The organism is Robertmurraya phoenicis (assembly GCF_047302285.1).
Taxonomy (GTDB): Bacteria; Bacillota; Bacilli; order Bacillales; family Cytobacillaceae; genus Robertmurraya.
On record NZ_CP154845.1, the window covers coordinates 3908015 to 3922132 of the forward strand.

Annotated in this window: 13 protein-coding genes and 1 riboswitch; of the genes, 4 read left to right on the forward strand and 9 right to left on the reverse strand. The window is 39.8% G+C overall.

Annotated elements, in window-relative coordinates:
- Nucleotides 1-6 precede the first annotated feature (6 nt).
- Together AA0X71_RS19590 and AA0X71_RS19595 are read right to left on the reverse strand one after the other, a co-directional pair.
- Nucleotides 7-1206, reverse strand: coding sequence for a Ger(x)C family spore germination protein (locus tag AA0X71_RS19590; RefSeq protein ID WP_413356957.1), 1200 nt, complete (start codon nt 1204-1206; stop codon nt 7-9).
- Nucleotides 1196-2815, reverse strand: a complete 1620-nt coding sequence (locus AA0X71_RS19595) for a spore germination protein (RefSeq protein WP_413356958.1) — start codon at nt 2813-2815, stop codon at nt 1196-1198. Before AA0X71_RS19595 ends, AA0X71_RS19590 begins: the two co-directional genes overlap by 11 nt.
- 124 nt (nt 2816-2939) lie before the next feature.
- Between AA0X71_RS19595 and AA0X71_RS19600 the strand changes: the two genes are divergently transcribed.
- Nucleotides 2940-3113, forward strand: coding sequence for a hypothetical protein (locus AA0X71_RS19600; protein ID WP_413356959.1), 174 nt, complete (start codon nt 2940-2942; stop codon nt 3111-3113).
- Nucleotides 3114-3620: 507 nt separating this feature from the next.
- Here the strand turns inward: AA0X71_RS19600 and AA0X71_RS19605 are convergent.
- The gene (locus AA0X71_RS19605) at nt 3621-5123 is read right to left on the reverse strand and encodes a DHA2 family efflux MFS transporter permease subunit (RefSeq protein WP_413356960.1); all 1503 of its coding nucleotides are present in this window, start codon (nt 5121-5123) and stop codon (nt 3621-3623) included.
- 188 nt (nt 5124-5311) lie between these two features.
- Here AA0X71_RS19605 and AA0X71_RS19610 point away from each other — a divergent pair, with 188 nt between their 5' ends.
- The 3 genes from AA0X71_RS19610 (at nt 5312) to AA0X71_RS19620 (ending at nt 8122) form a co-directional block, all read left to right on the forward strand.
- Nucleotides 5312-6196 (forward strand): TetR/AcrR family transcriptional regulator, encoded by an 885-nt coding sequence (locus tag AA0X71_RS19610; RefSeq protein WP_413356961.1) that lies wholly within the window; start codon nt 5312-5314, stop codon nt 6194-6196.
- Nucleotides 6197-6320: 124 nt separating this feature from the next.
- Nucleotides 6321-6393: riboswitch (glycine riboswitch) on the forward strand.
- A gap of 76 nt (nt 6394-6469) precedes the next feature.
- A complete protein-coding gene (locus AA0X71_RS19615) occupies nt 6470-6745 on the forward strand; it encodes an ACT domain-containing protein (RefSeq protein WP_413356962.1) in 276 nt (91 codons plus the stop codon).
- A 15-nt stretch (nt 6746-6760) separates the two neighbouring features.
- Nucleotides 6761-8122 (forward strand): PFL family protein, encoded by a 1362-nt coding sequence (locus tag AA0X71_RS19620; protein ID WP_413356963.1) that lies wholly within the window; start codon nt 6761-6763, stop codon nt 8120-8122.
- Between the two features lie 219 nt (nt 8123-8341).
- Here AA0X71_RS19620 and AA0X71_RS19625 read toward each other — a convergent pair whose 3' ends face one another.
- The 6 genes from AA0X71_RS19625 to AA0X71_RS19650 form a co-directional block, all read right to left on the reverse strand.
- The gene (locus tag AA0X71_RS19625; protein ID WP_413356964.1) at nt 8342-9193 is read right to left on the reverse strand and encodes an MBL fold metallo-hydrolase; all 852 of its coding nucleotides are present in this window, start codon (nt 9191-9193) and stop codon (nt 8342-8344) included.
- Nucleotides 9194-9283: 90 nt separating this feature from the next.
- The gene (locus AA0X71_RS19630) at nt 9284-10192 is read right to left on the reverse strand and encodes a glycine betaine ABC transporter substrate-binding protein (RefSeq protein ID WP_413356965.1); all 909 of its coding nucleotides are present in this window, start codon (nt 10190-10192) and stop codon (nt 9284-9286) included.
- A gap of 13 nt (nt 10193-10205) precedes the next feature.
- Entirely contained in the window at nt 10206-11039 is an 834-nt protein-coding gene (locus tag AA0X71_RS19635; RefSeq protein ID WP_413356966.1) for an ABC transporter permease, read from the reverse strand.
- Nucleotides 11040-12248, reverse strand: coding sequence for a glycine betaine/L-proline ABC transporter ATP-binding protein ProV (gene proV, locus AA0X71_RS19640; RefSeq protein WP_413356967.1), 1209 nt, complete (start codon nt 12246-12248; stop codon nt 11040-11042).
- Between the two features lie 270 nt (nt 12249-12518).
- Nucleotides 12519-13271: an ABC transporter permease gene (locus tag AA0X71_RS19645; protein ID WP_413356968.1), complete on the reverse strand. Its 753-nt coding sequence runs from the start codon at nt 13269-13271 to the stop codon at nt 12519-12521.
- Nucleotides 13268-14005 carry a phosphate ABC transporter ATP-binding protein gene (locus tag AA0X71_RS19650; protein ID WP_413356969.1) on the reverse strand — a complete coding sequence of 246 codons (738 nt, stop codon included), beginning with the start codon at nt 14003-14005 and terminating at the stop codon, nt 13268-13270. The genes AA0X71_RS19645 and AA0X71_RS19650 overlap by 4 nt, the downstream gene beginning before the upstream one ends.
- Nucleotides 14006-14118 lie beyond the last annotated feature (113 nt).

Below are 14118 nucleotides of genomic sequence, written 5' to 3' on the forward strand. Positions count from 1 at the left end.
TAGCTCCTAGTGGTTTTTAGTTGGTTTAAAAAGTAGCGCTCCATCTGTAATCTCCGCTTCTACGTTAACCGTTATTTTTGCTTCTTGTAGTTCCTGTTCCCAATTGTTTCTTATTTCCTTCCATTCATGTGGATAACGATTATTAAATACTTTGCCGAGCTCGAGAATATCTGACTTATACTCATTCTGAACCTTATCAACGACCTTGCTGATTTGTTTCTTAAGGTAGCTTGATAATTCTCCTTCTAATTGTTCCACAGATTTCTCATCATCCATTGAAAATTCACAGCCAGCTTCGACAAGACTTCCGTACACTTGTAAATTAACCTCAAATTCCGCATGCTTGTTTTTATATTTGGGGATGACATCTACATTTTGTTTCCGTAATTCAATACTTACTTTTTTCGTCTCATCCTTTGGACACTTGAGAGAAACAACGCCAGATTCAGGGTTTTCAATAAAATATAATAGTCCCCTCGCCTCTTCAGCTCCCAATATGCCGACTAATTTATCCCCTTTAAAAACACCAGCACCAGACAATTCTACCTGCTCAAGCGCTCCTTCTTCGCCCGGTTTTTTATTTGAAATCCCTCTGTTTACGAGTCTTAATCTTGCTAAAACAGGTTCAGAGCTTTCACTCAAATAAGCAGCCTGTAAATCCAAAATCTCAGTCCTTGGCGAACGAGCTGCAATGGAGCTATACCAAAATAGACGATCAATCGCTGAACCAGGGACTACTTCTAGTCCAGTTAAAGTCGATACAACCTGACTTGCCTTTTCTGGCGTGACAGTCACCCAAGTTCTCATTCGAAGCTCGGGATTTCTTGTGAAGAAATCAATAATATCTCGTATTCCTTCCCTTGCTAGATCCTCATTTATGACAATGACATGATTATGTGCCCAGAAAACCCGCCTCGAAGAAAAAGTAGATAGATTTCGAATCGCTTCAAAAATCGTCTCCCCTTCTGCACTAGCCGACCAAATAGGCTCTCCTGTATTCCCAGCTGGAGCTCCTGTTTGTCCAATCGCATCAGCAGGCCGAACGACTTGAGCTGTAATCTTGATGTTCCCTTCCTTTTCTCCCTTATCTAGTCCGACTGCCATGACGAGGGCCAGTTCGTTTAGCTCCCTTTTTCCCATTCCTGTGCACCCAGTTAAAAAAATGGCGCAAATCATGAATGTATATAATACCAGCCTACTCTTCATGTTGATCACGCCTCCGTGACTTGCTAGCTTTTCTCTTAATTTTCACAAGTCCATTTCCAAAGGTTTGACGACTTTCCTTGGATTTAGATTTCTTCTTATCAGGCTTTGGAATCTGATTTTCTCCAAGTCTCTTTTCCTTTCCTTCGGCTAGATCTGGTTGCTCATCCATGGCCCACAATGGAGCACGGAAAATGAAATCTTTTTGGTCCGATGGTTTAAAAGGTGTCGCTGGTGCCAAATAAGATTCTCCAAATGAACGGAGCGACATTGCATGAATGGCAAGGAATGCAAAGGCAGTCGCAAATCCCAGTAACCCCATCGTTCCTGAAGCGATGAGGAGGACGAAGCGGATTAATCGGATCGAGAAGGAAGCGGCATAATTAGGGATCACAAACGAAGAAATTCCCGTTATGGCGACAATAATGACCATGAACGGAGACACTACCCCTGCCTGAACTGCTGCTTGCCCTATAACAAGGGAACCCACAATACTAACTGCTTGTCCTACTGGCTTCGGCATTCTTAAACCAGCCTCTCGCATCAATTCAAAAGCTATTTCCATAATTAACGCCTCAATTAAAACCGGAAATGGATTGACATCCCTTCCTGATGCAATCGTTAATGCTAATGACGTAGGGATCATTTCTTGATGAAAGCTTACGAGCATCACATACATGGAAGGAAGAGTCAAGCTGATAATAAAAGCAACATAACGTATGACGCGATTAAAGCTACCTGCCAAAAATCTAGAATAATAGTCATCACTTGCTTGCATAAATTGCCAAAAATAAGTTGGGACAATTAATACAAAAGGGGTGTTATCAACAAATATGGCCACTCTTCCTTCAAGCAATGAAGAGGCTACCTTGTCTGGCCTTTCTGTACTTTGGACCGTAGTAAAAGGAGAAAATGGAGCATCCTCAATCAACTCTTCAATATAACTGCTTTCTAGAATGGCATCTATTTTAATCCTACTGAGTCGTTTTTTAACCTCTTCAACGAGACCCTCTTTCACTGTTTCTTGAAGATAAGCGATATTAATATCCGTTTTTGACTTTTTCCCGACAGTCATGGCCTCGAACATCAAGTTCGGGTCGCGAATTCTTCTTCGTACAAGTGATGTATTCGTTCGTAGTGATTCTGTGAAACCATCTCTTGGCCCTCTTACGACCTGCTCCACCTGGGGCTCCTCAACTGAACGTGATGCCCATTCTCTTGAAGACACGAGTAAACAAGCATCTGAACTATCGATGAAAAATACCGTATCTCCTGCAAGAATCGCGTCGATCATCGGATCAATCAATTCCGTAACCTTGATCGATTTATTTATGAGAACAGAGGACTTGATTGCATCAACAATAGAAACAGAGCTTGGTTCGTCTATAATAAGTTCTGCTTTATACATAAGTGATTTAATGACTGCATTAATCTCGCCACTATTAACAAGTCCATCGAGGAAAAAGCAGACTGCTCTTATTTTCTTGTTATCTTGAAATTCGAATTCGCGCTTTGTCAAATCAACACTTTTTCCAAAACGTTTTTCCACAATCGCAATATTCTCATCTATTGATGGTGAAATTTTCGATTCATCTTCTTGAAGTTTTGTCATACGTTGAACTCCTTCTATTCACTACTACTTTTCTCTCCATCCTCTTTACTTCTTATGCATGAGTTGAATCATATTCTTTTAGAATGGTTAGGATAGATAGAAAATAATCCAGGAGTTACCTAGTATGGATCTATATCACACTTTTATTTATGAAAAAATATTCAATGCACCTTGGTTCATTCTGTCATTTGTTTTTATCGTCATTCTCCTAAACTTCTTAGGGCCAGTTATCGTGTGGTTTATCATGAATAGCAAACCGATGCCTATTCTTCGGCATTTAAAAAAGAAAAAAAGCTAACACAAAGGGGGCAAATTTTTATATGACATGTTTTAGGGTCTCGTGATGGGAGCATATGACTTGATTCGTAATTCCAGTAGATTTTCTTTTATCTGCCTTCAAGGGGGCGCTCCAGAGAAACATTAACAGGAAATTTTCCTGCTATTTGCCTCATGGGGTTTATTTCTGGGCAAATAAGGGAAGTTTTTCCGCTTATAAAGTAAAAAAGCGCTGTTTTATGAATGTTTCGGGTCAATAGGCGGAATTTCTTCCGTTATTTCTGCCAGTTGGAATAAGAGTTCGATAATAACAGGAATTTTTCCTGTTACCATCTGGGCGGAGAGCGCTCCCTTCGAAGAAATTAACAGAAAATTTCCCGGTTATTAAAGCGGTTCGGAGGAATAACCAGGTGGTCGTCCCGCTCCTCACCTCTAGCGGTAATTAATAAGAGCAGGCTCATAATTTTCCCCAAATAAAAAAAGGCACGGATAATCCGTAGCCTTATTTAGATGGAATGCCTCTAATTATTTAATTCCCAACAAGCTTTGATTTTACTTGTGGTTTTGCAGTTTCTTGTTGTGGATCTTCTGATTCTTTTGAGCGTTTGATAAAGAATGCTAGGATAAAGGCAAATATCGTAATGATGGAAGCTACGAAGAATGCATCGTTAATTCCTTCTAACATTGCTTGCGCTCCGATTTGTGCTTGCATTGCCTCTGTTGGTTGTGTTGTTAATGATTTCGCTAATTCAGTTGCATGTGTTTCTGTACGGGTAGACATAACCGTTACTAAAAGGGCAGTACCAATCGCACCCGACACTTGATTGAGTGTATTGTTCATGGCCGTACCATGTGGGTAAAAACGTTTTGGTAACTGGTTTAGGCCGTTTGTTGAAACAGGCATCATGACCATAGACATTCCAAGCATGCGAATTGCATTTAAAATCATTAAATGAGTATATCCAATTTCAAAGGTAAGTCTGCTAAATAAGAATGTTGTTACGATCATAATACTTAATCCAATAATTGCTAGCACTCTACCGCCAAATTTATCAAAAAGTCTTCCCGTAATTGGCGACATAAGAGCCATCGCTAAAGCACCTGGAAGCATTAATAATCCTGCATCCATTGGTGAAATACCTCGTAATGTTTGCACATAAATTGGGATAAGAAGCATTCCTGAGAACATTGCCATGTTGACAATCATAGTAATAGATGAAGATAATGCAAACATTGGATATTTAAATACATGGAAGTTAAGCATTGGTCGCTCTAATTTTGCTTGACGAAGAATGAACCAAACTAATGTTATAACCCCTACTGTAATCGCACCATACACATGGATGCTATCCCAGCCTCTACTTCCAGCCGAACTAAATCCATATAAGATTCCACCAAATCCTAAGCTTGATAAAATAAGTGAGAATATATCCAAGTGAATATTCACTTTTTCCTTCTTATCCTTCAACAAAACAGAACCAAGAATAAAGACAGCAACCGCAATTGGTGTAATGAAATGGAAAAGCATTCGCCAGTCATAATGTTCAATAATCCAACCTGATAATGTTGGTCCAATTGCTGGCGCAGCCATGAGAATTAGACCAAACATTCCCATCGCTGCTCCTCTTTTTTCAACTGGAAAACTAATTAACATTACATTCATCAATAATGGCATCATCACTGCTGAACCGGATGCTTGAAGCATCCTTCCCGCTAGTAATACCGGAAAGACATGAGCCATCCCAGCTACCACGGTACCAAGCGTGAATAAGCCCATTGCGACTAAAAATAGTCTACGTACACTGTATTTTTCAATTAAAAAAGCAGTTGCAGGTATTAACACTCCATTTACAAGCATAAAACCTGTTGTCAACCACTGTACGGTCGATGGTTCAATTTCTAATTCCACCATGATAGACGGTAATGCGATATTTAATAATGTATTATTTAAGAACGCAATAAAAGCACCAATCATCAATATCGCTATAATTCCATACGGTGGACGACTAGTATTTCCAATCGTGTTATCCATAATATTTCCCCCTTAGACGTATAGTACATTATATTATACTCGGATTTCACATAAGACATATCATATACCAGCGGTTCAAAAAAAGCAATTGAAAATATCCAGTCTTTTTACCACATTGAGGAATTAATAAAAATCATGTACTATCGAATTAGACAATTGGTACAATCTCATTATTAAAGGTGATGATTATGAAAGACAGAAAGCAACATGTAATTAAAATGGCTCATCAATTATTTATCGATAAAGGCTTTCAAGCAACCTCTATTCAAGACATTCTCGATCATAGCGGCATTGCAAAAGGAACCTTTTATAACTATTTTTCATCTAAAAACGAATTATTAATCGCTCTTTTTACCACCCTTTACAAACAAATGGAAAAAGAACGGAACGAACTGTTAATCGGACAAGATCCTTCTGATCTAGAAATTTTTATTAAGCAAATGGAACTTCAACTCGAAATGAATCGTTCCAATAACTTAACAGCCCTTTTTGAAGAAATCTATGTTTCCAATGATGAGGAGCTTAAGCAGTTTATCAAAATCGGTTCTTTTAAAAGCTTACGTTGGGTATATGAACGATTTGTAGCGATCTTTGGTGAGGACAAGAAGCCTTATTTATTAGATTGTGCCAGCATGTTTATGGGAATATTGAGTCAAACGTTACGAAACTATTCGATAGCTGTGAAACCTCCGCATGCAATTAGTCGTGTCGTACGCTACAGTGTCAATCGAATGGCAAAAATTGTGGAAGAAGTGTCCCAATCAGGTGAACAGCTTCTTGAACCTGAACTTTTAGATTCTTGGAATCCAAACGGAAAGAAAAATAATAGAGCCTTTCAAGAAGCCATGCACCGGACGATTCTCAGCTTAAAGAAACCATTTACTCAAAATACAGGCTCTCAGAAACAGATCGAATTACTCGATTTTATTTATGATGAACTGATTAAAGCAAAGGAACCTCGCACCTTTTTAATTGAAAATGTTATGGAAACGTTGAGGAGAGAACCTCTACTTAAAGATGCAACTAGCTTGAAGAAGCTTGAACAGCTAATTGAAGAATATAAAAATATGTGAACGAATGAACTTTTTCATTGATTTCAATTCAATACACTGCTATATTTGAAAAATAATTTCATATTGAATCTATTTATTAAATGGATTCACTTTAGCGATGAATGTTATGGGTAACACTATAACAGGAGCAGCTTCTGGAGAGACCCTTGCGGCGCCGAAGGATTCACAATCTCAGGCAAAAGGACAGAAGAGTAACGATTGTTATTCTAACGTCTATTGGAGATTGGGAAACCCAGTCTCCTTTTTTTATACTATTTTTTCGAGGTGATTTTGTTGGAACAAAAAAGAGCGATTGTCAGTGTTGTTGGAAAGGATCAGGTCGGAATTATTGCGAAAGTAACGACGATCCTAGCAGAAGAAAAGATTAACATTCTTGATATTAGTCAAACGATTTTACAAGATTTTTTCACGATGATGATGATTGTCGACGTAACCAATTATGAAGATTTAGAGGCATTACAACAGGAGCTTTCTAAATTAGGAGAAGCTCTTGGATTAACCATTAATGTCCAACTTGAAGATATTTTTCAAGCGATGCACCGTGTGTAAGAGAGGAGAAATCAAATGAAATTTGCAGTTAACGAAATGATGGAAACGATCAGAATGGTCCAAATGGAGAATCTCGATATTCGTACCGTAACAATGGGGATTAGCTTACGAGATTGTGCCGATTCTGATTTTGAGAAAATGCAGCAAAAGGTGTATGACAAAATCACCCATTATGCAAAAGATTTAAAAGCAACTGCTGAAAAGGCGGAGCGGGAATTTGGGATCCCGATCATCAATAAACGAATTTCCATTACCCCGATTGCCGAGATTCTTGGACAGGCTTCTGCCCGACAAGCGGTCGAGTTAGCGAAAACGTTAGACAAAGCAGCCATCACCCTTGGTGTTGATTTCATTGGTGGCTATTCCGCTCTTATACATAAGGGTATTTCCGTAGGCGAGCAAACCTTGCTTGATGCTCTACCAGAAGCCTTAAGTGTCACGGAAAGAGTGTGTGCTTCTGTCTCAGTTGGAACAACTCGTGCTGGAATCAACATGGATGCTGTTCGCAGAATGGGTGAGATTATTAAAGAAGCAGCAGAGAAAAGTAAGGACAGGCATGGTCTAGCCTGTGCCAAGCTCGTTGTTTTCTGTAATCCGGTCGAGGATAATCCTTTTATGGCTGGTGCTTTTCACGGAGCTGGTGAAGGAGAAGTTGTTCTAAATGTGGGAGTTAGTGGACCTGGTGTCGTGCTGAGTGCGTTGAAGCGCTATCCAGATGCAGACCTTGGTGAAGTAAGTGACATTATCAAGAAGACCGCCTTTAAAATTACCCGCGCAGGTGAATTGATTGGACGAGTCGTGGCCGAGAGACTGGGCGTTCCATTCGGAATTATGGATCTTTCCCTTGCACCAACTAATGCGATGAATGATAGTGTCGCAGAAATTCTTGAGGAAATTGGATTAGAACGAGTTGGGACACACGGAACAATTGCCGCTCTTGCCTTAATGAACGATGCCGTTAAGAAAGGTGGCGCTATGGCCAGTTCCTATGTTGGCGGATTAAGTGGAGCGTTTATTCCGGTTAGTGAAGACAATGGAATGATTCGGGGGATTCTCGATGATGCCTTATCGTTATCCAAGCTTGAGGCAATGACTTGTGTCTGTTCCGTTGGCCTCGATATGATCGCGTTAACAGGGGAAGCTTCTGCGGCTACCTTATCTGGTATTATTGCCGACGAAGCAGCTATCGGAATGATTAACAAAAAGACGACAGCTGTTCGTATTATTCCAGTACCTGGCATGAAAGAAGGAGACATGGTCGAATTCGGGGGATTATTAGGACGAGCCCCTGTCATGGGCGTCAATCCATTTAGCTCAGAAAAAATGATTAGGCGCGGTGGAAGAATTCCTGCTCCGTTGCAGTCTTTGATTAATTAATTAGTTGGTTTGGCGGCGGACTTTGTCCGCCTTTTTTTGGAGTGTTTGGGGCGTTTTGAGGCGTTTCGCCGATATATTGGTTTATTCGCCGATAAATCTCATTTTTCGCCGATATATTTTTATAAACGCCGATATATTCCTCTTTTCACCGAAATATGAAAAAAAATGCCGATATCTCCAAATCCACCTACTCATCCCATGCATTTTTACAAAGAAAATCTAGTGAAAATCTCCATTCACATACTTTCCATGGTCTGGAACGGCAATTTGATCAAATTCCCGCACTAATTTCGTAAGATTTTCACTTAAAAGTTCTCCAGACATCGGTAATCCATGCCCTGTCACGGCAACTGCTGGACTTAATCCATGCAACAGAGTCACCGATTCCTTCGCTCCTTTCCAGTCATTGGTAAAATATCTTGGTGGTCCGCTAATTTCCTGCTCTTGCGTTATCACCTTGTATAGGTATTCTTGCTTCACCGTTACAAATGTATCTCCGACAATTAACGACCGATCAGACTCTCGAAAAAACGAAACATGCCCCAGAGTATGTCCAGGCGTGTGTATCCATTTAAACCCCGGCATAAAAGGAACTGTTCCATCATCAGGTAGCTTTTGTACATGCTCACCTAAGTTTACTGGTTCATTCGGAAAGAGCTTCGACATCTTCGCTACCATTCCTCCTTCAACCGTTGGATCCGGTTCAGGGTAACTTTTTTTCCCTGTTAAAAATGGCAATTCTAGTTCATGTGCATAAACTGGGACATTCCAATGTTCGATTAATTCAATAATGCCTCCAACATGATCAAAATGCCCATGCGTTAAAAGTATCGCCTTTGGGCGACTCCCAATTCCGAAGCGTTTCTCTATTACTGAAATAATCTCATCCGATGATCCTGGCATTCCTGCATCAACTAAAACAAACTCTTTGGCGCTACCGACTAGCACGATGTTCACAATTTGAATCGTATGTGAATACAAATCGGGTAATACTTCGATTCCAATTCCGCTTCCTATCGAAGTGGCGGGAATAAATTTATAGTCACTACCGTAATTCATTTCTTTATCCACTAAAATACCTCCTAGTATGTTCCAGCTAGCATTATTTTCCCCTCCAATCAAAAAAAGATGCCCAGAAATCTGGGCATCCCTTAACAATAATTATTTTAGATCTTCGATTGAATCTGCTTCTACATAAGTAGGTACGACAAGACCGATTGCAGCACCTTCAAGGTTTGGTCCTAAGTCTACTACTTTGTCACCGTACTCTTCCATGTAAGATGCATGTGTTCCTGGTAACCACGCTGCTACCATTGCATCAGCATCACCTTCAGCGACTGCAGCAAACATTGGACCTGCATCTAATTGAAGAAGCTCAACATCGTAGCCAAGGCTTTCTAGCACTTTTCCAACAACATTTGTACTAGCGATTTCAGAATCCCAAGCTACATAAGCAAGCTTAATCGATTCTCCGTCCACTTCCTCAGCACCGTTTGTCCACTCTGCAACTGTTTCTGCATTTTCTTCTACCCATGCCGCAGCAGCATCAGCAGCATCAGTACCTTCTTGAATATCTACCATTACTGCAGCCATATCATCTGGAGTCCAGAAGAATTGGTCTAAAACCGTGTAAGCACTTGCTTGATCTTCCTGTAGCCCTTCACGTACAAGTGTTTGAATCACTTCTGCTTCTCCATAAACACCTTTTGGATCCTCTAAATATTTCAAATCAAACTTCGCGAATTTCCAGTGTGGCGTCCAACCCGTCACAATAATTGGCTCTTCATTGTCATAAGCCTTCTGAAGCTCTGATGCCATTGCAGCAGAAGAAGATTCAACAAGAGTCCAGTCTGCTAAATTTTCATATTCTTCTAGGGCAGTTTGTGTCGCTTGCATGATACCAGCGCCAGGCTCAATTCCAATAATCTTGTAATCTACTTGTTCGCCGATTCCTTCACTACCACCATCAGTAGATTCTCCACCTTCTGACCCCTCATCATTTCCACCACAAGCTGCTAATAGCATGGTGAAAAGAAGTGCCATTGCTAATAAAAACTTTTTCTTAAACATAAAATGTGTCCCCCTATTTTTGTTTTTTCATTCCTATATTTTGAGAAATCCGGTCTAACACAATCGCTAAAATAACGATCGCTAAACCAGCTTCAAAACCAATTCCTACCTTGATTTGTGTGACAGCTCGGTACACATCAGCACCAAGTCCTGGTGCCCCAACTAGGGAAGCAATAACAACCATTGAAAGGGATAGCATAACACTTTGGTTAACCCCTGCCATAATCGTTGGTGTTGCTAATGGAAGCTGTACTTTTAATAGTTTTTGCTTCGTTGTTGAACCAAACGCATTCGCCGCCTCAATTAAATCCTCTGGTACTTGACGAATTCCAAGATTCGTTAAGCGGATAGTCGGAGGCATAGCAAAAATAACGGATGCGATAATCCCTGGTACCATACCGATTCCAAAGAATAGAATCGCTGGAATTAAATAGACAAATGCAGGCATCGTCTGCATGAAATCCAGTATTGGTGTAACAATATTGCGGGCTGTATTATTTTGGGAAATCCAAATTCCAATTGGAACCCCAATGATAATGGAAATAACGACTGAGGTTAGCACAAGGGCTAAAGTGTCGATGGTCCCATCCCAGTATCCCAGGTTATAGATTAATAGAAGGCCAACTGCTGTAAAAACGGCATTTGTCCACTTGCTCACCCATAACATAAGTGCTGTAAACAGGATAATTAGAATAGCAGCAGGAATAGATGATAAAATCCAAACAATAAATTCGACAAAGCCTCCGATTCCATCTCTTATTAAATCGAATAGGGGCTCTAATTGTACTTGTAAAAAACCGACAAACGTATCGACCCAATCGCCGAGTGGTATTTTTGGTACGGCCATTTATTTCACCTCATTTCCGTTTAATTGAATATCGTCTCCAGCAAGTGCAGCTAACACCGCACCACGAACGATAATCCCTTTTAAACGTTCTTCTTCATCAATCACTGCGACTGGTAATGAGGCAGTAGCCACTTGCTCAAACATATCGGAAAGTAACGTATCAGGCGTGACCGTTTGTAAATCACGAATCATGATATCTTCAATTTTTTGATTGCTCTTTAAAGCGTTCGCTGCGTCTTGAGCGGTAATCGCTCCAATCAGTTTTTGCTTTTTATCGACAACATAAAGACTGGAAATACCAGCATCTTTCATAATTTGTAAAGCTACTCTTAAACCGCGATCGGCAAGAATTTTTTCTGGACGTTTCATAACGTGCGCTGCTGTTAATACCTTGGATAAGTCTACATCCTCTACAAATCGTTCTACGTAATCGTTCGCTGGATTCATAAGAATTTCTTCCGGTGTCCCTACTTGAACAATGGAACCATCCTTCATTAATGCGATTCTATCTCCGATTCGTAATGCTTCATCTAAATCATGGGTTATAAAGATGATCGTTTTTTCCATTGTTTCTTGAAGCTCTAGCAATTCGTTCTGCATATCTTTTCGAATTAAAGGATCAAGGGCACTAAACGCCTCGTCCATCAATAACACATCGGGATCATTCGCAAGAGCACGAGCTAAACCAACCCGTTGCTGCATTCCCCCACTGAGTTCACTAGGATAACTATTTTCATAGCCTTCGAGACCAACTAGTTTAAGAGCTTCTAACGCTATTTCACGTTGTTTCTTCTGATTTTCCCCTTTAACTTCTAGTCCATATTCTGTATTACTTAAAACAGTACGGTGTGGAAAAAGGGCAAAACGTTGGAAAACCATACTTATCTTGGAACGACGTACTTCTCTTAGCTCGTTCGGTTTCATCTTAACAATATCTTGTCCGTCGATCAGTACTTGACCATCGGTTGGATCAATCAAACGATTGAACATGCGGACTAATGTTGATTTTCCACTTCCTGATAAGCCCATAATCACAAATATCTCACCACTTCTTACTTCGAAGCTTGCCTTATTGACCCCCACAGTCATTCCGGTTTTTTCGAGAATTTGCTTTTTACTCAGGCCTTCATTTAGCATTTTTACTCCTTGCATAGGAGACTTTCCGAAGACCTTCGTCACATTTCGGACTTCTATTTTCGCATCATTCATTCTTTCACCTCTATTATCTTTATAAGGCAACAGCACGATATTTTTAGAAATTTTATCCATTGTTTTTTATTATACCTTTCCAGAATTATTTGAACAAACTCGAAATTTAGCTTTATTCTGTTAAAAAAGTATGTTCAGAAATAACTGTACAAAGTTAAGTGTCATATCCTTATAAATCATCCATTTTCCTCTAAGATCCTCCCGTATGCTCCTTCTTCACATAGAAAAAGCCCGTCACATCAAGCTTTAGATGCACGGGCTTTCTACCTATTATTTAAATACTTTTAGCTGTTGCTCTTTATTAAATAGACTTGGATAGATCAGAAATCCTAGAATGATAGCTGTTAAACTCGCCGCTGACATGATTAAGAAGACGATTAATAGTTGAAATTTGACCGCTTGTATCGGGTCTGCTCCTGCAATTATTTGTCCGGTCATCATTCCAGGTAGCTGTACAAGACCGATTGTTCTTTGTCCTTCAATCGTTGGAATTAAGCTGGCACGAATCGATTGTTTCAAAATCGGAAAGATCGATTGTTTGACGCTCCCTCCTAAAGATAGAACAAGATTGATTTCCTCTCTTCTCATTTCAATTTCTGCTTTCAATCGATTGAGTAAGAGATTGGCGATAATCATCGAGTTACCTATAATCATCCCACTAATCGAAATGATATATTGTGGTTCTGCTGGAACAATTTTTAATCCTAATAAAAAGCCTTGGGTTATGATTTCAACAACAGCAATGGTGAGGAAGATTTTCCAAAATACATTGGGTATTTCCTTTGCTCGTTTGGCAGCATTTTTTGCTGCTACAGACACCATCATTAGAAGCATCAAAATGATCACAAATGGATGATCAAAGCCGAAAACAAACTTTAAAATATAGCCTACGATCAATAATTGAATCGTTGCGCGAATGCAAGTAATGATAATATCTTTACCTAAACCTAGTTTAAAAGCATTCGATAAAAATAGAGCTAAAATAACAAAAATAAAACTAAAAATAATGGCCGTTAAGCTCATACGTTACTCCTCACCAAATCTAAAAAGTCTATTGTCCGTTCATCCTTTGGTTTGGAAAAAAATTGCTTCGTTGGGGCTGCCTCAACTAGTTGTCCATCTTTGATTAGCCATGTTTCATCTCCAACACTTTCTGCTTGGGCTAGATCATGCGTTACCCATAGAATGGTTACTGTACGTTCTTTATTAATTCGCTGAATAAGCTCCTCTATTCCTTGAGATGTTTTTGAATCAAGAGCAGAAGTTACTTCGTCCAAAAGTAAAACAGACGGATTATTGACCAACGTCCGAGCAAGAGATAGCCGTTGTCTTTGACCACCTGATAGCTCCTTCGCTTCTCTCGACAATAAGTCAGTAGACAAACCGACATACTCCAAATATGTTTCCGGATTTTCTAACTCTTGGTCCTGCAACCTTAACGGCAGGGATAAGTTATCACTTACCGAACCTTGCATCATCGGAGCGGACTGAAAGGCAATCCCAACATAGCGTCTCAGGTTTTGAATATGCCATTCTCGAATTTCCTTTTGATTCACATAAATTTCACCAACATCTGGTGTTTGAAGGAGGTTACAAAGAGACAAGATCGTGCTCTTTCCGGATCCTGAGGGCCCGACAATCGTCAAAAGCGACCCCTTTTTCACTTTGGCGCTTATCCCTTTTAATACAGGTACTTCTTTGTCTCCATCTGCGAAAGATTTCTTTACCCCCCGCAGTTCGATTTCTATGTTTTCCATACGATTTTCTCTCTCTTCATTTCTCATTAGATATTGGAATTTTTTCCTTATCTACCATATATTTTAACATTTTTCTATCCAGTTTCTTCTATAATATATTGGACAATTGATTG

Excerpts from the sequence above, each read along its gene's own strand:
- AA0X71_RS19630 (WP_413356965.1), bottom strand. The coding sequence starts at position 10,192 with ATGTTTAAGAAAAAGTTTTTATTAGCAATGGCACTTCTTTTCACCATG.
- proV (WP_413356967.1), bottom strand. The coding sequence starts at position 12,248 with ATGAATGATGCGAAAATAGAAGTCCGAAATGTGACGAAGGTCTTCGGA.
- AA0X71_RS19590 (WP_413356957.1), bottom strand. The coding sequence starts at position 1,206 with ATGAAGAGTAGGCTGGTATTATATACATTCATGATTTGCGCCATTTTT.
- AA0X71_RS19605 (WP_413356960.1), bottom strand. The coding sequence starts at position 5,123 with ATGGATAACACGATTGGAAATACTAGTCGTCCACCGTATGGAATTATA.
- AA0X71_RS19645 (WP_413356968.1), bottom strand. The coding sequence starts at position 13,271 with ATGAGCTTAACGGCCATTATTTTTAGTTTTATTTTTGTTATTTTAGCT.
- AA0X71_RS19595 (WP_413356958.1), bottom strand. The coding sequence starts at position 2,815 with ATGACAAAACTTCAAGAAGATGAATCGAAAATTTCACCATCAATAGAT.
- AA0X71_RS19635 (WP_413356966.1), bottom strand. The coding sequence starts at position 11,039 with ATGGCCGTACCAAAAATACCACTCGGCGATTGGGTCGATACGTTTGTC.
- AA0X71_RS19610 (WP_413356961.1), top strand. The coding sequence starts at position 5,312 with ATGAAAGACAGAAAGCAACATGTAATTAAAATGGCTCATCAATTATTT.
- AA0X71_RS19620 (WP_413356963.1), top strand. The coding sequence starts at position 6,761 with ATGAAATTTGCAGTTAACGAAATGATGGAAACGATCAGAATGGTCCAA.
- AA0X71_RS19600 (WP_413356959.1), top strand. The coding sequence starts at position 2,940 with ATGGATCTATATCACACTTTTATTTATGAAAAAATATTCAATGCACCT.
- AA0X71_RS19650 (WP_413356969.1), bottom strand. The coding sequence starts at position 14,005 with ATGGAAAACATAGAAATCGAACTGCGGGGGGTAAAGAAATCTTTCGCA.